The sequence below is a fragment of the Acinetobacter sp. NyZ410 genome, from assembly GCF_022828975.1.
Classification (GTDB): domain Bacteria; phylum Pseudomonadota; class Gammaproteobacteria; order Pseudomonadales; family Moraxellaceae; genus Acinetobacter; species Acinetobacter guillouiae.
Genome location: NZ_CP094620.1, coordinates 877917 through 902616 on the forward strand (window position 1 = coordinate 877917; position 24700 = coordinate 902616).

General features: G+C 34.6%; 11 protein-coding genes and 1 pseudogene. 4 read left to right on the top strand and 8 right to left on the bottom strand.

Annotated elements, in window-relative coordinates:
- Positions 1–3 precede the first annotated feature (3 nt).
- Positions 4–12273, top strand: a complete 12270-nt coding sequence (locus MTO68_RS04175) for a calcium-binding protein (RefSeq protein ID WP_279578602.1) — start codon at positions 4–6, stop codon at positions 12271–12273.
- Here the strand turns inward: MTO68_RS04175 and MTO68_RS04180 are convergent.
- Complete coding sequence (locus MTO68_RS04180) at positions 12264–13232, bottom strand: IS30 family transposase (protein WP_235663160.1); 969 nt, start codon at positions 13230–13232, stop codon at positions 12264–12266. The genes MTO68_RS04175 and MTO68_RS04180 overlap by 10 nt on opposite strands.
- A 701-nt stretch (positions 13233–13933) precedes the next feature.
- Here MTO68_RS04180 and MTO68_RS04185 point away from each other — a divergent pair.
- Positions 13934–15141 (top strand): annotated as a pseudogene (locus tag MTO68_RS04185) (IS256 family transposase).
- A gap of 633 nt (positions 15142–15774) precedes the next feature.
- On the opposite strand, the gene MTO68_RS04190 reads toward MTO68_RS04185, so the two are convergent.
- The 5 genes from MTO68_RS04190 to MTO68_RS04210 form a co-directional block, all read right to left on the bottom strand.
- A complete protein-coding gene (locus tag MTO68_RS04190; protein WP_004819297.1) occupies positions 15775–17760 on the bottom strand; it encodes a TniQ family protein in 1986 nt (661 codons plus the stop codon).
- The gene (locus MTO68_RS04195; protein WP_004819300.1) at positions 17757–18707 is read right to left on the bottom strand and encodes a TniB family NTP-binding protein; all 951 of its coding nucleotides are present in this window, start codon (positions 18705–18707) and stop codon (positions 17757–17759) included. Before MTO68_RS04195 ends, MTO68_RS04190 begins: the two co-directional genes overlap by 4 nt.
- Complete coding sequence (locus MTO68_RS04200; RefSeq protein ID WP_105713249.1) at positions 18694–20577, bottom strand: Mu transposase C-terminal domain-containing protein; 1884 nt, start codon at positions 20575–20577, stop codon at positions 18694–18696. Before MTO68_RS04200 ends, MTO68_RS04195 begins: the two co-directional genes overlap by 14 nt.
- 1 nt (position 20578) lies before the next feature.
- The gene (locus MTO68_RS04205; protein WP_228722795.1) at positions 20579–21220 is read right to left on the bottom strand and encodes a hypothetical protein; all 642 of its coding nucleotides are present in this window, start codon (positions 21218–21220) and stop codon (positions 20579–20581) included.
- Positions 21221–21511: 291 nt separating this feature from the next.
- A complete protein-coding gene (locus MTO68_RS04210) occupies positions 21512–21766 on the bottom strand; it encodes a hypothetical protein (RefSeq protein WP_004819306.1) in 255 nt (84 codons plus the stop codon).
- Between the two features lie 161 nt (positions 21767–21927).
- Here MTO68_RS04210 and MTO68_RS04215 point away from each other — a divergent pair, with 161 nt between their 5' ends.
- Positions 21928–22782, top strand: coding sequence for a hypothetical protein (locus tag MTO68_RS04215; protein WP_035371110.1), 855 nt, complete (start codon positions 21928–21930; stop codon positions 22780–22782).
- A gap of 67 nt (positions 22783–22849) precedes the next feature.
- Here the strand turns inward: MTO68_RS04215 and MTO68_RS04220 are convergent, their stop codons facing one another.
- Positions 22850–23092, bottom strand: a complete 243-nt coding sequence (locus tag MTO68_RS04220) for a transposase (protein WP_004819310.1) — start codon at positions 23090–23092, stop codon at positions 22850–22852.
- A gap of 115 nt (positions 23093–23207) precedes the next feature.
- Between MTO68_RS04220 and MTO68_RS04225 the strand changes: the two genes are divergently transcribed.
- Positions 23208–23456, top strand: a complete 249-nt coding sequence (locus tag MTO68_RS04225; RefSeq protein WP_244015165.1) for a helix-turn-helix domain-containing protein — start codon at positions 23208–23210, stop codon at positions 23454–23456.
- Between the two features lie 8 nt (positions 23457–23464).
- Here MTO68_RS04225 and MTO68_RS04230 read toward each other — a convergent pair.
- A protein-coding gene (locus MTO68_RS04230) for an IS3 family transposase (protein WP_244012906.1) occupies positions 23465–24681 on the bottom strand; the annotation gives its coding sequence in 2 pieces (ribosomal slippage) (positions 23465–24336 and positions 24336–24681; 1218 coding nt in all).
- Between the last annotated feature and the right edge of the window lie 19 nt (positions 24682–24700).

The following is a 24700-nucleotide window of genomic DNA, read 5'->3' on the forward strand; positions in this document are numbered from 1 at the left end:
GATATGAGTAGAATTGGTAGTTTTTTAAACAATAGAGAGAAAATGTTTGAAGCTAATAATGCTGGTGGAGATTTATCTTCAACAATAAGTGCAATAAATAATATTTACTCTGAACTTAATAATGCGAATTCTGGTAATAATAGAGAGGCTTTTAGGTCTTTTTTGTTATTAGTTCAAGATGTTATTGATTTATTTCCGAATAGTAATAATTTAAATATAGCTAATAATTTAGTTAGGGTTGTAACACTTTCAGATAGATTGGCTTTAAATGTTAATGATTATATTGATACGGTTACAATAGGGTCATCTAAATATAACAATGGATTTGTAAAAAAAACATTAGTTTTGGATATATTTTCGGATGCGACGGCTATATTTTCAGAGTTATCGAAATTTACTAGAGCGAGTCCTTTAGGTGTTGTAGTTAATGTGTTTTCAATGCTTTTTGCAGCTATAAGCAATGGAATGAATTTAGCACCTGAATGGAATGATAAACAATTAATACATAAAGATGAAATTTTAAAACTATTTTTAGATGGGGTTAGTTTTGTTTTAGATAGTTCTGTAGAATTACTTCAACCGATAATATCAACTGTTGAAAACTATATACCAGATGGATTAAACCCCTGGGCTGGAGATGTTGTTGTTTTAATAGATGATAAAACTGGTGGTAATGATATAAAAGGAATTTACAATAGAAAATATACAATTTTTGGAAATGACGGTAATGATATCTTAATAGGTAATAAGTTAAATGATTATCTTGATGGTGGAGCTGATAATGATTTTCTTTATGGAGGTGAGGGAAATGATGTATTAATAGGTGGCTCTGGTAGTGATGAACTTTATGGCGGTGCTGGGGATGATGTCCTAGTTGTCAGTGAAATCGATACTAGTTTAACTAGTGCTGAAAATGCAGCTAAATTAGATCAAGTTGGCAATAAAGCATATGGTGGAAGTGGTAGCGATAACATTTATGGGGGAAATGGCTCAGATGAACTTTATGCTGGTGATAAAGACAATGACCCTAATGATGCAGGGACTATAAACAAATTATATGGTGGTGGAGGTGATGATTACTTATATGGTGGTGCAGGTAATGATTATCTTTATGGGGGATTAGGATCAGATCGGCTGAGTGGAGGAGATGGTAATGATTCACTTTATTTAGCCAGTGATAGTGATCCAGCTAAAATTGCATTAGATATCAGTAAAAATTATGCAGAAGGAGGAGCCGGTAATGACACCATTCATGGTAGTGATGGGGATGATTCAATTTTTACATCCGATATTAATGATGATGCCATTGATAAAGGCACAATAAACTATGCTTGGGGATATAAAGGAGAAGACTATATCCGTGGTGGGGATGGTAAAGATTTTCTCTATGGTGGGGATGATGTAGATACACTATTAGGTGGAAATGGAGATGATAAGCTTTATGGCGGGAAAAATGGAGATACTTTATATGGTGGTGAAGGTAATGATGAGCTATATGCTGGTAGACAAAAAGATGATCCTTTAGATACTGAAGATAACTATTTATACGGTGGTAAAGGGGACGATATACTTTATGGAGGTAAAGGTAATGATACTTTAAAAGGTGGTGAGGGATTTGATACTTATAAGGCTTATTATAAAACTTTAGTTAATGATGAGGATGGAAAAGGAATACTTTATTATAATAATAAAAATTTATTGGGCGCAGAAATGCGTTATAAATCTGATAGCTTATCGCCTCCTCCAGCTCTTGATTTCATTTCGAAAGGTTATGATATAAATGATAAATCAACTGGTGGTGGAAGACTATCCGTAATATCTAGTGGGAAAGACTGGGTAAGATACATTGTTTTAGGTGATATCAATTTTAAATATAAAGAACTAACTACAGAAGCTTTAGATACAAGAAGTAAGGATGATACAGATTTAGGTGTAAGATTTTATGTAACTGTTTATAAAGATGGATCAGAACCACCACCTCCAGAATATCCAAAACCTAAACCTCCATTAGCTCCACCTCCTATTCCTCCTACAAAATACGATCCATTAGTATTAGATTTAAATCATGATGGAAAAATTAGTACCACTCCACTTGGGACTGATGTTTATTTTGACATGGATGGAAATAGTTTCGCTGAAAAAACATCTTGGGTTCAAGCAACAGATGGTTTTGTTGTTCTAGACTTAAATGAAAATGGTAAAATTGATAATGGAAAAGAATTATTTGGAACAGATACGATTTTACCTGATGGCAGTAAAGCAAGTGATGGTTTCAAAGCATTAGAACAATATGATTCAAACAAAGATGGTCTAATTAATGGTAGTGATTTAATTTTTCAGAAATTAAAGATATGGAAAGATATTAATCAAGATGGAATTTCACAAAGTAATGAATTATTTACATTATCTAGTTTAGGTATAACTTCAATTTCATTAAGTAATCAATTAATTAATTCATTAGATGAAAATAATGTTATTCACACAAATAAAGGAAGTTTTACACAGACAGTAGTTGAAAATGGTATTACTCAAATAAAAAGTGGTTTAGCTGAAACTTTACTTTTTGAGGTAAATACTTCAGAAACAGTTTGGCAAAACCCAAATGAAACAGTTGAAAGTATTGATACAGATATTTCAGAGCTTCCTGATTTTCCTGGTTATGGTTCTGCTACATCGTTACACGATGCAATGCAATTAGATTTGACAGGAAAACTTAAAGAACTTGTTAGTGCATTTAGCGAGACACCTTCTGATCAGCAAGTATTATTAACTCATCAAATTTTGTATTTTTGGACAAATAAAAAACTTTCAACGGCAACTGAAGTAAAAAATATTTCGAGTATTGAAAAATTTGAAATAGTTAAAGTGATTTATGGTAAAGAGCTTGAATGGAAAAATTGGAATCCAGGAAATGTTAATGATTTAGATGGTTATTTCCAAAAAATATTATCTAGTGCTTATGTCCAGTTATTAAGTCAAACAGTTAAACAGGACTGGATTGATTTAGTCGCATTTCAAGAAGAAAGATTATATGAATCATATGATCCTTTTCCACCTTTGATTCAACCACCAGTTGGTGGGTCTGGTTCGTCAAGTGGAAGCGTCTATATACCTAATAAAATATACGCAACTACATGGGATAGCCTAAAGCCTAATAAATATGTTGAAAATGTTCTAAATCCTACACAGGTTAGGGAAGTGAGTTGGACTCTAGTTAATACGACTTGGCATGGTGACTTTAGTTTAGCAATTAAAGGGTTGATGAATTTATTCTTTATGGATTATGAGGTTGGTAAAATTGAAATTGAACAATTTCAATTTATTGTACAAGGTTTAGATCCTAATTCACCAGTATTGTATAAGGAACTAATAGAACAGTTTACTTTAAGTGCCCAATCTATTTTAGATGAGAATATACGAGATTTATTATTGGAATCTGTGTTTGTATTAGATGATTCAATCACTGGTACTAATGGTAATGATAAAATTAAGTCATGGGCTGGCGATGATAATATAAATAGTTTGGGGGGGGATGATATTATTTATGCTGGAATGGGTGATGATATTGTTAATGCAGGAGATGGTGAAGATATTGTTTATGGAGGGGATGATAATGATAGATTATCAGGTGAAAATGGTAATGACCTTTTAAATGGAGATTTAGGGAATGACACTTTATATGGTGGTGAAGGAAATGACACTCTTATCGGAGGAGTTGGAAATGATTATTTAGATGGTGGATCAGGTAATGATACATATATCTTTAGCCTGGGTGATGGTGTAGATACTATTCGTAGTTATGATAATACCAGTAATAAATTAGACCAAGTTACATTTAATGAAGGTATTGCACCTGAAAGTGTAAGCTTAAAACGTGTTGGCAATGATTTAATCATTAAATATTCTGAAAGTGATCAAATCAAAGTCGAAGGTTATTTTGATGCAAATGGTCCTACAGCATATCGTATAGATCAAATAGTTTTTTCAAATGGAACTAATTGGAATGTAGATTACATTAAAAATCAAGTTTTAGTTCCAAGTGATTCTGTAGATATAATTCAGGGCTATAGTAGCAATGATCAGCTCTTCGGATTAGCTGGTAATGACCAACTATATGGAAATGCTGGTAATGATACTTTAATAGGTGGAACGGGTAATGACTATTTAGATGGTGGATCAGGTAATGATACATATATCTTTAGTCTGGGTGATGGTGTAGATACTATTCGTAGTTATGATAATACCAGTAATAAATTAGACCAAGTTACATTTAATGAAGGTATTGCACCTGAAAGTGTAAGCTTAAAACGTGTTGGCAATGATTTAATCATTAAATATTCTGAAAGTGATCAAATCAAAGTCGAAGGTTATTTTGATGCAAATGGTCCTACAGCATATCGTATAGATCAAATAGTTTTTTCAAATGGAACTAATTGGAATGTAGATTACATTAAAAATCAAGTTTTAGTTCCAAGTGATTCTGTAGATATAATTCATGGCTATAGTAGCAATGATCAGCTCTCTGGATTAGCTGGGAATGACCAACTATATGGAAATGCTGGTAATGATACTTTAATAGGTGGAATGGGTAATGACTATTTAGATGGTGGATCAGGTAATGATACATATATCTTTAGTCTGGGTGATGGTGTAGATACTATTCGTAGTTATGATAATACCAGTAATAAATTAGACCAAGTTACATTTAATGAAGGTATTGCACCTGAAAGTGTAAGCTTAAAACGTGTTGGCAATGATTTAATCATTAAATATTCTGAAAGTGATCAAATCAAAGTCGAAGGTTATTTTGATGCAAATGGTCCTACAGCATATCGTATAGATCAAATAGTTTTTTCAAATGGAACTAATTGGAATGTAGATTACATTAAAAATCAAGTTTTAGTTCCAAGTGATTCTGTAGATATAATTCAGGGCTATAGTAGCAATGATCAGCTCTCTGGATTAGCTGGGAATGACCAACTATATGGAAATGCTGGTAATGATACTTTAATAGGTGGAACGGGTAATGACTATTTAGATGGTGGATCAGGTAATGATACATATATCTTTAGTCTGGGTGATGGTGTAGATACTATTCGTAGTTATGATAATACCAGTAATAAATTAGACCAAGTTACATTTAATGAAGGTATTGCACCTGAAAGTGTAAGCTTAAAACGTGTTGGCAATGATTTAATCATTAAATATTCTGAAAGTGATCAAATCAAAGTCGAAGGTTATTTTGATGCAAATGGTCCTACAGCATATCGTATAGATCAAATAGTTTTTTCAAATGGATCAATTTGGGATATTGATGTAATTAAAGATAAAGTTCTTGGCGCGACAGAAGATAACGATGTCATTCAGGGCTATAGCAGCAATGATCAGCTCTCTGGATTAGCGGGCGATGATCAAATATATGGTAATGCTGGAAATGATACTTTAATTGGTGGAATTGGAAATGATTATTTAGAAGGTGGATCAGGAAATGACACCTATATCTTTGCCCCTAATTTTGGTCATGACATTATCTATAATTATGATAATTCATCAAATCGCCAAGATGTCATTCAATTTACAGATGGCTTAGTTCAAAGTAATTTCACCTACCGTCGAGAGAGTGATAATCTCATTATAAAAACACTTGATGGTCAGAATAGTATTACTGTTCGTTATTACTTTAGTAATGATGCAGCAGGAAATTATCAGATTGATTTAATTAAATTCTCAGACAATACAGTTTTAAATGTAGAAGCTATTAAAGCTCTAGTGCTCATAGGCACAGATGCTTCAGAAATATTACAAGCTTATGCTACAGGTAGTGAAATATCAGCAGGTGCAGGTGATGACATCTTGTATGGTAAATTCGGAAACGATACTTTCTATGGAGGGGATGGTCAGGATAAATTGTATGGCGATGCAGGAAATGACTACTTAGAAGGTGGGGCAGATGCTGATGAAATTTATGGTGGATCAGGTGATGATCAGCTTAAAGGTGGAATTGGAAATGATTATTTAGAAGGTGGATCAGGAAATGACACCTATATCTTTGCCCCTAATTTTGGTCATGACATTATCTATAATTATGATAATTCATCAAATCGCCAAGATGTCATTCAATTTACAGATGGCTTAGTTCAAAGCAATTTCACCTACCGTCGAGAGAGTGATGATCTCATTATAAAAACACTTGATGGTCAGAATAGTATTACTGTTCGTTATTACTTTAGTAATGATGCAGCAGGAAATTATCAGATTGATTTAATTAAATTCTCAGACAATACAGTTTTAAATGTAGAAGCTATAAAAGCTTTGGTACTTATAGGTACAGATGCTTCAGAAATATTACAAGCCTATAAGACAGGTAGTGAAATATCAGCAGGTGCAGGTGATGACATCTTGTATGGTAAATTCGGAAACGATACTTTCTATGGAGGGGATGGTCAGGATAAATTGTATGGCGATGCAGGAAATGACTACTTAGAAGGTGGGGCAGATGCTGATGAAATTTATGGTGGATCAGGTGATGATCAGCTTAAAGGTGGAATTGGAAATGATTATTTAGAAGGTGGATCAGGAAATGACACCTATATCTTTGCCCCTAATTTTGGTCATGACATTATCTATAATTATGATAATTCATCAAATCGCCAAGATGTCATTCAATTTACAGATGGTTTAGTTCAAAGCAATTTCACCTACCGTCGAGAGAGTGATGATCTCATTATAAAAACACTTGATGGTCAGAATAGTATTACTGTTCGTTATTACTTTAGTAATGATGCAGCAGGAAATTATCAGATTGATTCAATTAAATTCTCAGACAATACAGTTTTAAATGTAGAAGCTATAAAAGCTTTGGTACTTATAGGTACAGATGCTTCAGAAATATTACAAGCCTATGAGACAGGTAGTGAAATATCAGCAGGTGCAGGTGATGACATCTTGTATGGTAAATTCGGAAACGATACTTTCTATGGAGGGGATGGTCAGGATAAATTGTATGGCGATGCAGGAAATGACTACTTAGAAGGTGGGGCAGATGCTGATGAAATTTACGGTGGATCAGGTGATGATCAGCTTAAAGGTGGTTCAGGCACAGATCGACTAGAAGGTGGTGATGGTAATGATCAACTCTATGGCGGTTTAGATAATGATGAATTATTTGGTGGAAATGGAAATGATATTCTGAATGGTGGGGAAGGAAACGACAATTTAGAGGGTGGTTTTGGTAATGATACTTATATTTTTGCCCCTAATTTTGGTCATGACATCATTTTAAATTATGATTATTTAGAAAATCGCCAAGATATTATTCAATTTACCAATGGTTTAGTTCAAAGTAATTTCACCTATCGTCGAGAAAGTGATGATCTCATCATAAAAACACTTGATGGTCAGAATAGTATTACTGTTCAAAATTATTTTATTAATGATGCGGCAGGTAATTATAAAATTGATTTAATTAAGTTCTCAGACAATACAGTTTTAAATGTAGAAGCTATAAAAGCTTTGGTACTTATAGGTACAGATGCTTCAGAAATATTACAAGCCTATGAGACAGGTAGTGAAATATCAGCAGGTGCAGGTGATGACATCTTGTATGGTAAATTCGGAAACGATACTTTCTATGGAGGGGATGGTCAGGATAAATTGTATGGCGATGCAGGAAATGACTACTTAGAAGGTGGGGCAGATGCTGATGAAATTTACGGTGGATCAGGTGATGATCAGCTTAAAGGTGGTTCAGGCACAGATCGACTAGAAGGTGGTGATGGTAATGATCAACTCTATGGCGGTTTAGATAATGATGAATTATTTGGTGGAAATGGAAATGATACCCTCAATGGTGGTGAAGGAGATGACACTCTTATTGGTGGAATTGGTGATGATATCCTAAATGGTGATCAAGGTGATGATTTACTCAGTGGAGGTGCTGGGAATGATATTTACCGTTTTAATCTAGGATGGGGAAATGATCAAATCCAAAATGAATATAAAAATAATAATGAAGTCGATATAGTTGAATTCATTGGTATAAACCCAATGGATTTGGTGATTCGAAAAGTTGGTCAAGATATGGTGATCACTCACCGAACAACTGGTGATCAGCTGATTATTCAATCTCAATTTGAGCAATATGGTTATAACAAGCCAATACAATTTATTCATTTCGATGATGGAACAAAATGGAATCTAGATGATCTAAATGTGCAGGCGGTGAAAGGTACTGAGTTAGACGATGTTATTGAAGGGACTACCGATCATGATGTTATTCATGCTGGTGAAGGTAATGATATTGTAAATGGTAGCCAAGTATGGAGTGAAAACCCTGAATTACAATATTTTGTTTATGGTGAAGCAGGTAATGACATCATTAACGGTTCTGGTTATTTAGACGGCGGTATTGGTGATGATGAAATCACAGGCCGAGGACATTTACTCGGTGGTGATGGAAATGACGTCATTACAGGTAATGGAATACTGGAAGGGCAAAATGGAGATGATATTCTTTCTGGTCAAGGACGCTTATTTGGTGGTAATGGAGATGATCAACTTACATTGACAGAACTAGGTAATGATGCTGGTTACCTTTCAGGTGGTGATGGAAACGACACATTGACAGTCGATGTAAATCGGAGGGTTTTTGTGGATGATTATAATCGCAGTGAGTTCGTTCAAGATGCTGATGGCTACCATATTCAAATCGATGATGAACTAACAGAAGCACAACGCGCTGTTTATATTGAAGGTGGAAAAGGTAATGATATCATCAATGGATCATTTGGTGATGAAGTCTATCTATTTAATCTGGGTGATGGCCAAGATACGATTATCGAACGCCAAGCTGGACAAAATTATAATAATGTCGCTGTATCTTTTGATGTGCTGAGATTTGGTTCAGATATTAACGCTACGAATATTAGCTTACATCGTCATGGTGCAGATTTAGTTATAAAGCACAGCAATAATTTGGATCAGGTTACTATTCAAAATTATTTCAATGGTGGTCACTATAAAATTAATGAAATACAGTTTGCTGACCAAACTGTCTGGAATAATAGTTATATTGAAAATCATGTTACTTATCATGGAACTGCAGGAACAGATGAAGTTTGGGGGTATCGAGATAGTAATGAAATCTTTGAAATGGATGCTGGCGATGACAAAGTATACGCTGGTGCTGGTAACGACATTATCTATGGTCGAGTAGGCAACGATACTCTGTGGGGGCAAGCAGGGAATGACACTCTTTATGGTGGCGCAGGTGCTGACTATTTAGAAGGGAATGAAGGGGATGACACACTCTTCGGAGATGAGGACAATGATACCCTTTATGGTGGTGACGGAAATGATACCCTCTATGGTGGTCAAGGAAATGACATCTTAAGAGGTGGTAATGGTTTAGATACATTAGATGGCGGTGCAGGTGATGATAAATATTATTATTATCTCACAGATGGTGCTGATATCATTAACCAAACAGGTGGTGGTACAGATGTATTATGGTTGATGGATAATGGTATCACTCGTGATCGCATTAGTTTTAGTAAAATTGGCAATGATCTAGTTGTTACAATTGACCAAAATGCCAATCAAACCGTTCGGATTGTTGACCATTTCTTAGGTGGAGAGAAAGCAATTTCCTCAGTTCAAGCCAATGGGCAATCACCAATCACAGCCAAAGACATAGATGGAATTATTAAAGCACAAGCTTATGGTGGTTTATACGATACAGTTCTTGAAGGCACAAGTGCTTCAGAAACAATCAATGGAACGTCAGGCAAAGATTTAATTCAAGGATTAGATGGCAATGACACCATTTGGGCACAAGCTGGAAATGATCGATTGGAAGGTGGTGCTGGTAATGACTATCTTGATGGTGGTGCAGGTGATGATTCTATTTATGGTGGAATTGGAAATGACACACTCATCGGTGGTGCTGGAGCAGATATATTAGATGGTGGTGCAGGTGATGATAAATATTATTATTATCTCACAGATGGCGTTGATACGATTGACCAGACTGGTGGTGGTACAGATGTGATTTGGTTGATGGATCAAGGTATTACAGAAGATCGCATTAAATTCACAAAAGAAAATAATGACCTACTGATTACAATTGATAATAATGCAAACCAATCGATTCGAGTGAAAGATCATTTCTTAGGTGGTGAAAAAGCAATTTCATCAGTACAACCAAATGGTGGATACACAATTACTGCTGCGCAAATCGCCACAAAAGTAAACGGTTCTGGAAGTGGTACAGAAATGCCGAATCCTGCTGGAGACACGACATATAACTATAGCAGTGGTGCATTAACCATTACTGAAGTTTCTGGTACAGATAAAGTGGTGTTTGCTAGTGGAATTACGATGAGCCAAATCAGCTCTAATTTAACCAAATCAAGCAACGATCTACTGATTAAAGTAAATGGAAGCACAACAAATGTTGTGACAGTTAAAAACTTCTTCCTTGCTGGTAATTATTTAGTTGAAACATTCCAAACAGCGGCAGGTGAACAACTTACAGCTAGCCAAATCTTTACAGCATTTGGATTAACTATGCCAGAGACTGGTGGCACAACCAATGCAACTGGAGATACGACCTATAATTACAAGTCAGGTGATTTAACTATTACTGAAGTTTCAGGTAACGACAAAGTTGTATTTGCAAGTGGTATTACTTATAGCCAAGTGGGTAACAATCTTACTAAATCAGGTAATGATTTAATTATCAAAGTAAATGGAAGTGCGACCAACAAAGTCACGGTAAAAGACTTCTTCCTTGGTGGTGATAAATTGGTAGAAGTATTCCAATTAGCTACAGGTGAACAACTCACTGCGAACCAAATTTTCACTGCATTTGGATTAACTATGCCAGGGACTGGCGGCACAACGAATGCAGCTGGAGATACGACCTATAATTACAATTCAGGTGATTTAACCATTACTGAAATTTCAGGTAATGACAAAGTTGTATTTGCAAGTGGTATTACTTATAGCCAAGTGGGTAACAATCTTACTAAATCAGGTAATGATTTAATTATCAAAGTAAATGGAAGTGCGACCAACAAAGTCACGGTAAAAGACTTCTTCCTTGGTGGTGATAAATTGGTAGAAATATTCCAATTAGCTACAGGTGAACAACTCACTGCGAACCAAATTTTCACTGCATTTGGATTAACTATGCCTGGGACTGGCGGCACAACGAATGCAGCTGGAGATACGATCTATAATTATACTTCAGGCGATCTAACCATTACTGAAGTGTCTGGTACGGATAAAGTTGTATTTGCGAGTGGCATTACATTTAGCCAAGTGGGTAGCAATCTCACTAAATCAGGTAATGATTTAATTATTAAAGTGAATGGAAGTGCAACCAACAAAGTGACTGTGAAAGATTTCTTCCTTGCAGGTGATAAATTGGTTGAAACATTCCAACTGGCAACAGGCGAACAGCTAACTGCAAGTCAAATTTTCACTGCATTTGGATTAACATTACCAAGTACTGGTGGTGAAACACCAAATACTAATGCGGTAGGAGATACAACCTATAACTATACGACTGGTGTTTTAACCATTACTGAAGTGTCTGGAACAGATAAAGTGGTTTTCAAAAATGGAATCACCTTCAATCAAATTGGACAATATCTTAACAAGTCTGGAAATGATCTGATTCTTAAACTGGATGGTAGTAATGCCAATAAAGTGACAGTAAAAGACTTCTTTTTAGGTGGTGCTAAAGTTGTTGAAACCTTTGAGTTTGAAACAGGTGGTTCATTGACTGCTGGTCAAATCTTTGGAGCATTTGGTTTAACAATGCCAACAACAGCATCCTCTAGCCGTATTGCATCGCCAATGAGTTTAACTGAAGGTGCTAATATGGATGTTGCAGCAGAAAATACATTGAACCAATCGGAAGAATCAAAATTGGTAAGTGATGAACAAGCTGCTAACGAGTTATTATCATTATTTAATGTTCAAAATATAGCGATTAATGGAAATATTATCGATGCACTTCCTGCTGTGCTGGCACAAACAAACCAATCGAATCAAGTTGAATATTCAATTTCTAGTAGTGTTCATAACCAACCTAATATTGGAAAACTTTCCAATTTATTGAATGGTTCAAAATCATCGGCAATTGATTTATCTAAATTGATTGGTGACATTGAAAATTCGAATGAAATTGAAAGTAATATTGGACATCAGCTAGTAAATGATTTCAGTCGGGAATTATCCACAGAAAAGGGGCGAATTCAAACATGAGGTGCGACAGTTTCAAAAGCCTTATGATAATCAACAAGCTGAGCAAACTTCTCTAATGGTGTAAGCCAATCTAACGCTTTTCTAGGACGAGTATTCAGTGACATGGCAACTTGATTTAAATAATGCTGATCTGCCTGATTTAAATCAATCCCTTTAGGTAAATATTGCCTAATTAAACCATTCATATTTTCGCATGTGCCTTTTTGCCAGGGTGAATGTGGGTCACAGAAATATACATCTATGCCTAAATCTTCTTCGAGTTTTTTATGTTCTGACATCTCACGTCCACGGTCATAGGTCAACGTTTTACGCAGTTCTGCAGGTAAATATTTCAGAGCTTCAGTTAAAGCCTTGCGCACGGATTCTGCCTTTGCATCAGGTAATGTTGCCAAGATACAGAGCCGTGTATTTCGTTCAATAAGTGTTGCTATCGAACTTTTATTGTCTTTACCTTTAATTAAATCGGCTTCCCAATGACCCGGTATTTTTCTTTCTTGAACTTCGGCTGGGCGCTCATGAATAGTTTTAATATCCTGTAATATAGAATCTTTTTTAGGTTCACCGTTAGCTTTTCGCTTTTTATTTTCATGACGCAGACAGGATAATAAGTCTTTTTTCAACTCACCCTTTGGTAATGCTCGTATAGTTGAGTAAATCGTTGTATGGCTTACATTCATTGTTTGATCCAAATCAGGAAATGTCTTTAAACGCTTTGCTATTTGCTGAGGAGACCATAAACAACGGATCGCTTCAACAATAAATTTCCAAAGGATTGAATCGATTTTGAGTTTTCTATGACCACGTCTACGTCTAGCGAAGGTGTGATCAGAAGCATATCGGGCTTGATAAACGTCATTGATGCTATTTCTTTTAAGTTCACGATAGATCGTACTAGGATGTCTTTTAATAAGTTCAGCAAATTTTCTGGGTGAAAAGCCTTCTTTTCTTGATTCAAGCATTAATGCAGTACGATCTTCAAAGTTAAGATGATGGTATGACAATTTTATATACTCCATAAACCCTTTAAATTAATTAGGTGGTTTATGTCGCACTTCAAGTTTTACTCTGCCAGGATATAAATATATTGAATCACAAAAATTGGAATGAACTTATTCATGTCAAACCTAAAGATTCTTATTTAGAAGATATGTTGATTAAGTCGGAAATTTTGTATTGATATTAAAGATTAAATGAGTTATCACTCATTTATTCGACTAAGTCTCACCTTGAAAAAGATTGAGAATATTCTATTTAGGATCGAGTTAAGCTCTTAGCTCGGTCTTTACTTTCTCATGAAGAAGCTCGGAGAGTTTTATTATAAGAAAGTTAACCTGCTGTCTTATGAAGACCTTCCTGATGAGGCTGAGCTTCAATTTAAGATTGTGTATGAGAAAAATCAAAAAGAGCGTTGAACAGCCACAGATTTTGTAGACACTCTTTAGTTAGATAAAATGGCTAATTAACGAGTGATCCTAGAAAAAATAATGGACACATAGTCCCTCTAAAGATAACGTAAGGTTAACTTTGGAGATGTAAAAATAGCTAAACGCTTTAGTCCAGAATTTAAACAGCAAGCAATTGATTAGGGACTGTTCTAAATTTTGTGTAAGTACTTAATTTTCATTTATCCTGAAAAGGATAATTACAAAAGGTACTTCACATGCATGAAGCACCAATCAAAAGTATGGCTGCTGAATTGGCTAAAGGTCTAAAAACACCAGAAGACCTAAACCAAATGACAGCCATATTTAAAAAGTTCATGATTGAAACTGCACTCAATACAGAGCTTTCAGATCATCTTGGTTATGAAAAGCATCAGCCTAAGAAAGGCTCAAATAGCCGTAATGGTTTTAGTTCTAAAACCGTTTCAACTCAAGATGGGCAACTGGCTTTAGATATTCCCCGTGATCGAGACGGTTCATTTGAGCCACAAATTATCAAGAAGCATCAAACGCGCATTACCAATATGGATGACCAAATCCTTTCACTGTATGCAAAAGGAATGACCAATAGAGAAATTGTCGCATTCTTCAAAGAAATGTACGATGCAGATGTCTCAGCATCACTCATAAGCAAAGTTACCGATGCTGTGATTGAGCAAGGACTAAGTGGCAAAATAGAGCATTGGATAGTCTGTATCCTGTCGTCTATCTCGAATGTATTGTTGTAAAATTCCGTCAACATTCCAATGTGATTAACAAATCTGTATACCTTGCTTTAGGCATTAATATGGATGGTTAGAAAGAATTGCTGTGAATGTGGATCGCTCAGACAGAAGGTGCCAAATTCTGGCTATCCGTCATGACAGAACTCAAAAATCGAGGGGTACAGGATATTCTTGTTGCCTGTGTAGATGGGTTAAAAGGCTTTCCTGATGCCATAGCCTCTGTTTATCCTTATACGGACATTCAGCTGTGTATCGTGCATGTTGTACGCAATAGCCTGCGATTTGTAAGCTGGAAAGACTACAAGGCTGTTACAGCTGGTCTTAAAGTGATCTATCAGGCAAGTACAGAGTAAAATGCATTAAAATCTCTAGATATCTTCTGTGATCAGTGGAATCATTAATATCCAAAAATTGGAGAATCCTGGCGAGCTAATTGGGAGAATATCCGTACAATAATTAGCTATCCAGCTGAAATACGTCATGCGATTTATACAACCAATGCAATTGAATCGTTGAATAGCGTGATCCGCCATTCAACCAAGAAGCGAAAGATCTTCTCGTCAGATGATTCAGTCAAAAAAGTCATTTACTTAGCAACAACCAATGCTGCTAAGAAATGGACAATGCCAATTCAAAATTGGCGTTTGGAGATGAATTGGTTTACGATTCACTTCGATGATCGATTAAAAGATCATTTATAAAAAATGGAACTTACACAAAATAATTTACAGGCTCGGCCCATCAAAAGATGGTTAAGTGTATCTAGAATTTTAGTGGCTATTCAAACTCAACAGCTTTCATTGTTTTACCTGATCTTTTTATACTGTTTCTATGGCGTAGTCTATATTTAACATCATTTTAATCGACCATTTTTTCAAAATTAACAGGATATCTAATAGTAAAATCTTAAATGAAAATAGCCATCTATGTGAGATAGCTATTATCATACATTGCTAACAGATACCACTTAACACGCACTTGGGTGGTAAGTTTACAGTTGTAACAACTGCGAGCTCTGATAGGCTACAAAATTATTATAACCTATTCTTTGTATATGAGTTAAATGTTTATTCTCTTAGTGAAGATACGAGTGAGCCAAGCTTTAAAATAGTTTGAGTCCTTTAGTCTCAATACATCATCTAGCTTAAATAGTCTAATTTTTATATCAGTTTTGCTCATATAATAGTCTTTGATCAGGCCTTGTGTATGTAGATTGGTTATATGCGAGTGCCTCATCTCGAAGATGGTGCTAGCTTCAGCCCCTGTCAGAGTTGGATTTTAAGTCTCTATTTAAAATAGGGCTATAACTAAACAGCCCAATTTTTTTAAATGGGCTATTTACTTCTAAAATAATAATTTCTTATTTGGTATACATCTGTTTTTTTAAACATTCTAATTTTTTTATCTGCTTTGCCAAAATAATAGGGTGATATAAGACCTTGGATCTGTAAGTTAGTGATATGAGAGTGACGCATACCAAGTAGTGAACTAGCTTCAGCACCTGTTAGATATTCTTCTTTCAATTTAATGATTTCATTCAGTTGGCTTCTTTTAACAAGTTTCCAATAAACTAAATCTTTAATTTCTAAAAAGCCTGTTTTACACCAATATTGATGGATCCAATTTTTTGTGCAATTGAGTTGCTCAGAAGCGATTTGAATCGACACATACTCTTTGTTTTCAAGTAGATTCTTTAGTGAGTTTAGCGAAATACGATTAATTTTGATTGGAGACTGGTAATCATTATAGCGTTGAAGAATCCCCGAGTGAGTCAGACTGGCGACTTGATTTGAACTGATATTTAATTGTAGAGCTGCTTCTTTCAATGTGAAAAAATCATTATTGATTGTGGTCTTTGAACCTTTATTTTTTCTCCCAGTTTTTGTTGGATATTTTTCAATCTGACCTATGTGCGCTTTAGTAATATTTTGAATAGAGTCTCTAGAAAAAATATTTATGGGTAGCTTATCAAAATGAGGGCCACTTATTGGTTTGATTCCAATACTTATCATTTTTTCTACAAAATTTACTGGGTTGACATTTAATGTTTTCGCAAGAGTTGTTGCTATTACATACTTTTCATGAAAATTTTCCAATTTATAGAAAGGAATGAGTATAGGTGTTGCATTTTTCTTATTATCGTCATTGAGCCAATGAGATTTAGCTAATCTTCTCATTGTATCAAGATTTGTCTCTAGAATTTCAGCAGCCAATTTTACCGTTACTGTGAGTAATTCGTTTTGATTAGTAGGGATAGGAATAGGGTGATATTCTGCATTTAAACGTCTTTCTCCAATTAAAAACAATTCAATATCAGTACTATAGATAAGTGATTTGTCATGAACATTCTCAGCAAATTTTAGCAAATTTTTAATTAAGAGGTGTTTTAGTTTAAATCGTCCAATATCAAGTAATAGTCTTGACTCCTCTAATGTTAAGTAGATTTTTTTACTTTTAGGATTAAGTCTATATGGAATACAAGTTTTCTCAATATTTACAAGATAATTCTCATTAAACCTAACGGTTTTAGCTTCTTTGTAAAATGGTAATAACTGAATTTTTGGGTGAGCTAATTGTATTCTACTGTTAATCCAGTTGCTCATGGTGATAACGGAGTTGGCATTATTTACAAAATATTCGTGTACAATTTTTAAGTAACGTTCATCTGATTGGGGTTCGTCTAATGCTGAAAACTTTTCTAACGCAAACCAAAAAGATGAAAATTCTTGAAATAAGTCATTAGAGTTTTGATTCAAAATATAGATAAACCAATGAATCAGAAAGTTTTCTGCATAGTGCGTTTGTTGAGCTTCTCTTAAATCAGAAAAGCATTTTGAGCATTTTACGATAGATCCTGACTGTAGCTTAATAGCATGTCCACATTTGTAACAATTATCTAAGAGTAAAATAGAATGAATGGGACAAGAGTAAATGGGTCTTAACAGCCATATTTTCCTGAAATATGGCTGTTCTTTTAGGCATTGTGGGCAATATGAATAGCTTTTGGATTTAAATAAATTACGATCAATGTTCACATTTCTATATTTTTTGGGAGCTCGGCTCGTTGATTTATCACGCTCAAAAGCAAGATCAATATAATGGGGGCTGAGGCTTAAAGCCTGTAATGCAAGTCTAAATCGGTTTGTGTCAATGAATGTGTAATTCGGGGATGACTTACTCAAAAAGCTAAATTTTTCTTTCCCAAATAATTGATAGACTGAAGTGTGACCGTTTAATTCAGCAGTTCGAAGCAAGTAACTTGTAGCTGATTCGTCTGGATAAGGCGTTGCTTCAATAAGAAGTCTTATGTTCTTATTCATATTTGACCTCTTACCTTCACCGCTAATTGTGATAGTGACATTTTAAAAGGATCAGAGTTTAGCTTAGAAATATAGTCAGTAATTCCTAATTGCCAAGCGGTACTAAAATCACTTTTATTGATAATTAGCCTTCCTTCATTTAATGCATTAACAATACTTTCTCTGATCAGACTAATGGTGTAGGAGTGATAACCTAGAGTAGCAGTGTAAATTTGCATACCCATGAGTGGATTGTCGAGAGGTGGTGAAAATGTAATATTTTGCTGTGCCATTTTACGCGCGATTTCACTTAGAAATGCGTAAATTGTGCCATGACCTTGAGGGGATTCAATGTAAAGAGGATTTAAGGTATATATAAATGGAAATCTACGGGCTATTTGGCTATCAACTTGTAATAGTTCTGCAAACTCAGGAAGACCGACTAAGCAAAAGCTAATTCCTGTTTGATTAACGAGCGTTTTTAGCCAATTTCCTATGGTTGCATTCATTCGTGTATATGACTGTTTACGTTCAAATAAATGATGAAACTCATCTAGAAATACGAGCTTAGTTTCACACATTCTGAGTAAATAACTTAATCTATCTGTTAAGTAGGACGTAGTCCCATTATTATAAGTTGGATCACCTAATTCGTGTAGCATAGTTATTGCCAGCGATTTAATAGTGGCTGGTGAAGGAACTTCAACATAAAATGCTGGAATGATCGTTTTTTTGTGGTCTTCTTCTATTTTAGTAGATTTAGGCATTTGGCTGACAAGCGCTTTACACAACGTCGTTTTTCCTAAGCCTCCTTTTGCCAAAAGCATACTTCCTATTGGTTCTTTATAAGCTATGCTTCTTTTTACACAGTCCTGTATTCCTTTAAAGGCATTCATAAATTCATCTGAAGTGACCACAATATTATTAATTGAGCTAATTTGTTCAAAATAGTTATCAAATTTTTCCATTTTTTATTACCTCTATTGATCCAAAGCTTAGATTGTTTTTTTTGTTATCATGTAATGTCTCAATATTTGGATCATCCTGAGTTATTGCAATAGACGATAAATTCTTTTCTATTTTTTGAAGCATGAGAGGAAGTTCAAGTTTTATCGGTTTTAACTTTGGTCTACTCTTAATTATATCTGATTGAATTTCATGTAAAAGTTTATAGAGGCCAAATAATTCTGAAAACTTTCCTAGTTTTTTTTGATCTAATTGAGACAGTTGTTTTTTTCTTTTTTGGACCTCTAGATGAATTGTCCTTGATAATCCAGAGGTGTAGTCTTGGTTGGTAGATTCTGCTTGTATGACAACATTCATATCTTTTGGATCAATGATATAAACTTCATTTAGGTCAAGATCATCAATGAGTACTGTGACTTTCTTAATACCTTTTGCTTGTAAAGTAGTTAATGCGTGAGAAAAATAACTTAATCCATCAACTTGAACTTGCCCATGATGAATTGTACGTTCAATGGGTCTTCGACATAAAATTTTTGCATCAACTTCAGAAATATGACTCGGTTTGATGTCTGTAATAGCATCTTGCCATATGACTGATGGTGAGCGACCAGTCATGCTATGAATTGAGCAGTGATAGACATCGTTGATCCATATATCGATATACTTTTTTAGCTGTTCTATTGTAAATTGAACATTTTTGGTAGAGTTGTAGCTTCCTCTATCTGATGGATTTGAAAAGGTTGTTCCTGGTAATTTTTGAATAATGCTGTGCGTAAGAGTGTTAAAAAACCTTTCAATGTGTGGTTTATTATTAGGTGTACCAATTTGAGAAGGTGTTAAAGTAATTTTTAAATGATCACAGACTCTTGCAAGCGAATTATTTTTAAATTCGACTCCGTTATCTGGAATAATAATGCTAGGAATACCACCAGGTAAGCCCTGATATGGTCGAGTAACCATATCTTTTATGACTGCTAGAGTGGTTGTTGCACTTGGTGGATACATGCTTATATACGTGCCTACGATTGCACGAGTGTAGACATCAATTGCACATGCTAAAAAAGGACGACCAAGAGAGACGTTTGTTTTCGGATCGATCACAATAACATCGAGATAATGGGTATCAATTTCGACCATATATAAGGCAAAAGGGCTAATAATACTTTTACCTGCTGCTTGAAACGATTTTTTGGCTATACGACCTCCTTTTTTAGCTTTTAAAATCAGGTATGGATCAAGCTTTTTGATATGCCTTTGTATACATCTGAGACTAGGTAAATGAATAAGAGCAATTCCTTGTTCTACTAATTTACCAATCATAATGGCACGAACATCTTTGCTCGTTCGAAATTCTGATTTTAAATAAACCTCATCAATGGTTTGATTTAGGATTTGATAAACTTCAGGTGGAAAACGTAATGAATGATTTCCCTTACACTCATTTTTTAAGAAAAGTTTATTGTGAGAATAGCTTTTGTATTTAAAAATCCATCTTGCCACTGTTCTAGGTGAAGGAGGGGATTTATCATTTAGCGAAGTCGCAATTTCTTTAATTAATGGTGAGAGTTGGTCAAAGCTTGTAGGGTATTCTAACTGCTGAAGTGCAGATAAAACATAGCGTTCTTTTCGGTGGATGTCCTGACTAAATTGAGGATTTAGAACTAGCTTTTCGGGTGCAAAGCTACATATGATTTCACCAGATTTATATCGACTCTCAAATTCATTGAGATCTAATGTACATATTTTACCTCCTATCGTTGCAGCATAACGAATTGTATTTAATGCAATTGAGGCTATTTCAAAAATATAATCTGAATGTTCTGCAAAATAAAAGCGATATCCAGGTTGAGGGAGAAAAAGTGCATTTTCCATATTAAAATTTTCCTTGATTATTATATTGAGACGGGCACGTGTCTAATTTTTGGTGAAAAAAAAGATAATCACCAAGTTCTTGTTTGAGACCGATTGACTCAAGCTCTTGATAAACTTGAATCAGATTTTCAAGTTGCTTTGTTTTTAAAAGATTTAAGGCTTGTTCAATTTCAAATTTACTCCAATCGAAGCGATGTCCTCTTTGATACCAGTAAAGCAGTTGCTGGAGCTGATTCTCTTTAGGAAGTTCAGTTTGATCGATGAGTTTGAATGTAATTCCAATCGAGCTGAGTAATGTTGCCAGTCGATCGAAACGGATATATTCATCTAAAGCTAAGGATGCAACAGAAGGTTTTACCTCATGGACTTCATAAGAGCCATCAATTGTCTGTATTAGAAAGTCTGGATAACAATAATTTTTTTGAAAGAGTGTGATTTTTAAAGCTTGAGATCTGTAGTTGATTACAGTGGAATTTCGCTCAAGACAAACAGCATGGGCTAGCTCAAGACGACTTTCTGTGGGAATGGCTCCACCGCATTTTTTGCTTGGAAATAGGGCAGTTCTACGACCATAACAGCCTTGAAAAATTTTGCGCTGACCGTGAATGGTTGCTGCAATATTTGGCTCAGTTGCAAAAGCCATTTTAATTTGGTCAAAAATATAGCGATGTAGATTATTTTGTTCAGTGCTCAAATTAGGGTACATAAAGTATCTCCAGTATTTCTGAACACCCTAAATTTAGGGTGAGTGAAATTTCTTGTTGCTTAAAAATTGACAACAAGGCTTGACTGGTGACTAAATACAAAAGATACTTTGAGTACCACGTCTTTATACTTTTTGTATAAAGTCACCAACGGATTCTTTCTAGAGTCCGTTTTTTATTTGTCAATTTATTTTTATGACATTTTTTCTCCTGTAGCTTTTAAAGCTTTTTTATTTAGTTAAGGCATCATTGCGTAAAGTTGCGAGTAAATGAGCAACATCTTTTACTAATGCATATTTCCCACGCCGGTTTTCAAAAGTAAAAATTGGAATTGGTACAGTTTTACGTGTTAAGGCTTGCCGAAATGCTTCAGTAGATTTGTAGCCTAAAGCTATTCTCAAATCATCATCAGTTATAAGAGGACCATGACGATCAAATAGTATTTTTTCGATCATTTCAGCATTAACAGAAATAGAATTTTGCATATCGGTTTGTCCTAACCTGTCACAACAAAAGCATATATCTTCTTAATAAAAAATGGTAGAAGTGAAGATATAGCTAAAGTTTCCTCTAATGAGTTTGCCTAAGCTTTTAATTTAACTAGAAAAAATAATATGAACTTATGGGTGAGGATGAGTTTCCGCATATGCAAACTAAAAAAAGAAGTAAACAATTGAGAAGAGATTGGATCGACGTTATCCGAACAGCTATTTGGTATGCATATATTGAATCAAATTTTTCACATGCTACTAGCTACCAAATAGAAAAGATTATTGAGCCTGAAGCTTTTGTAAAAGATAAAAATTACTTTTACCATCATAATAAATGGGCAAAATATAAATTGGGAAAGCATACGCCTGAAATTGAGCTTATTGATAAAGCAAATCAACATGTAAAGGGGACAGCCAAGATTCTAAACCATGTTCTATGGGAGGCGATTAGAGGGCATAAGCCGATGAAATGGTTTATGGATAATGGTGTAAACCAACTTTCTTGGGATGTTCAACGAATTATTTTTAAGAGCGTGAATGGTCAAATGGAATTAATTTCCGTTTCAAAAATTAGAAAAGAATTAAGAAGAATAGAACGGTTATCAAGTTTTGATGCATTAGCTGCATTGATTATTTACTTAAGAGTTGCGGATGATCAAAATCAAAGAGAAATTGCTTTAAGTATAGGACAGTCAATTTATAGAATATTACTGGTAATGTGTGTATTTTCACCTTTAGCACATTTTAGTTATGGGTTAGCTTTTTTGATTTACCTATATGTATTTCCACTTTGTCAGAGTGAAATGAGACAATATAATAGTAAGGATATTGATGATTTTTCTGATAAATGCCAAAATTTAAATTATGCTCTATTAGTGGCTGAAGATAGAAATATTATCGATGTAGAGAGGAAAGGGATAAGTAAAAAAATGTATACTGATTTTCTATTTGATATTCAAGATGGCAAGCGTGGTTTTGAAGTGAAGCGTTTGTTTTTACCGACCTTCTAAAAGACGGATAATAGAATAGTCAAAAGCCTAGGTTTATTATCTAAGCTTTTAAAAATTATTTAAGCGTCTAAGCTTCAAGCCTTTTAGATAGTTTTTCCTCAGCATACATCTGTTTTAAAACTAAATTTTCTTGTTCTAACTTGTCTAAACGAGCAAGAATTTGCTCACTTACATCTAAATAGTTTGCTTTCCATCGATAGAAAGTTGCCACACTAATTTGATATTCCTGACAAATTTGTTCGACAGTTGCGCCTGCTAAATTTTTTTTTACAATACTGTTGACCTGAGTTACAGAAAATTTTTGCTTCACATCGAATTCCTAAACTACTGTTCATTAAATTTCCAAATAAAAATTCTATAAACAGATAGGGTTAAGTTGAAATATCCTATTTTGGGATATTTTCAATTGTAACTGATATTGAGCCATGCGCTCAATACACGATCCTAGGTATCAAGACCTAATTAAGAAACTGATAGAACTTCGTGAGTCTAAAAATGTGACTCAGATTGAGCTTGCACGTCGTTTGAATAAGCCACAATCGTATGTTTCCAAAGTTGAAATTTTGGAAAGACGACTTGATGTGATTGAGCTAATGGATTGGTTAAAAGTATTGGAAACTGAAATTGCAGACTTTCTTATTTTTTATAGTTTGTCTAGTCCTGAAATAGGTTGACACTTATTTCATACAAACGCTCGATGCATTTCATCGGGCGTTTTGTATTTTAGCGACATATGCGGTCTACGGACATTATAAATTTCTATAGACTCTGCAACCATTCGCCTAGCTTCTTCAAGATTCTTTGGTTTATGAAGTAAATATTCATTCTTCAATATACCGTTGACCCTTTCAGCTAAAGCATTCTGATAACAATCATATCCATCGGTCATAGAACATCGAATATTATGTTTCTGATGTAATTCCTGATATTTCTTTGAACAATATTGTATGCCTCGATCTGAATGATGAATTAGTGAATATTGTGGTGCTTTACGTTCCTTTAATGCCTTGATATATGCTTGGCTAACAGCTTCCGCACCTAAATTGTCATCCACATGATAACCCACTATTTTTCTAGACCAAGCATCAGTGATTAGGCTCAGATAAGCTTCTCCTGTTTCTATAGGAAGATAGGTTATATCTGCAACCCAAAGTTGCTCTGGTTTCTGTGGTATCACTTGCCCAATTCCAAACTTAACCAAGTTAGGATGCTTGTGAAAACGATGGTGGCTATTTGTTGTCTTATGATATGCGCGTTTAGGTTGTACTAATAAACGATGATCTCTGAGTAAATCAAACAATCGATCTCTACCAATAGTGATACCTATTATCGTATTCAGTAAATAATGGAGTTTCCTTGTTCCAATACGAGGCTGAAACATTCTTTCTTGTCGAACTTGCTTTAATACATTTTGTTCATATCTATATCTTAGGTTCGATTGCTGGCATTGTTTGTAATAAGCTTGTCGAGTGATATCAAGATAATGGCAACATTCAGTGATACTAAAACCTATCGCTTGTTTTTCTTTAATGGCTTGCCTTGTGGCTTTTTTGTAGTGCTTACTCCGTAATCTCGTTCGAGTATATTTATAATGGATTCAAATAACTCTGCTTTTCTTTTTGTTTCATATAACTGTTGTTCAAGCTCTTTGATTCTTTGTTCGGGTGTGAGTGGTAAAGGATCAGACATTTGTTTTTCTCCATGACGTAATGGGGTGCCTTGACTCCAATCTAATCTACCATGCTTTCTTAACCAAGCTAAAACAGTTGAACGCCCTTGAATACCATATCTACTCTGAGCTTGTTTATAAGTCATTTCACCTTTTTCAACTTGATCTACGACTGATAATTTAAAAGCTAAGCTGTAATCTCTTTGTGTTCTTTTAACTATTGTTTTCATTACACTCTCCAAATTTAAG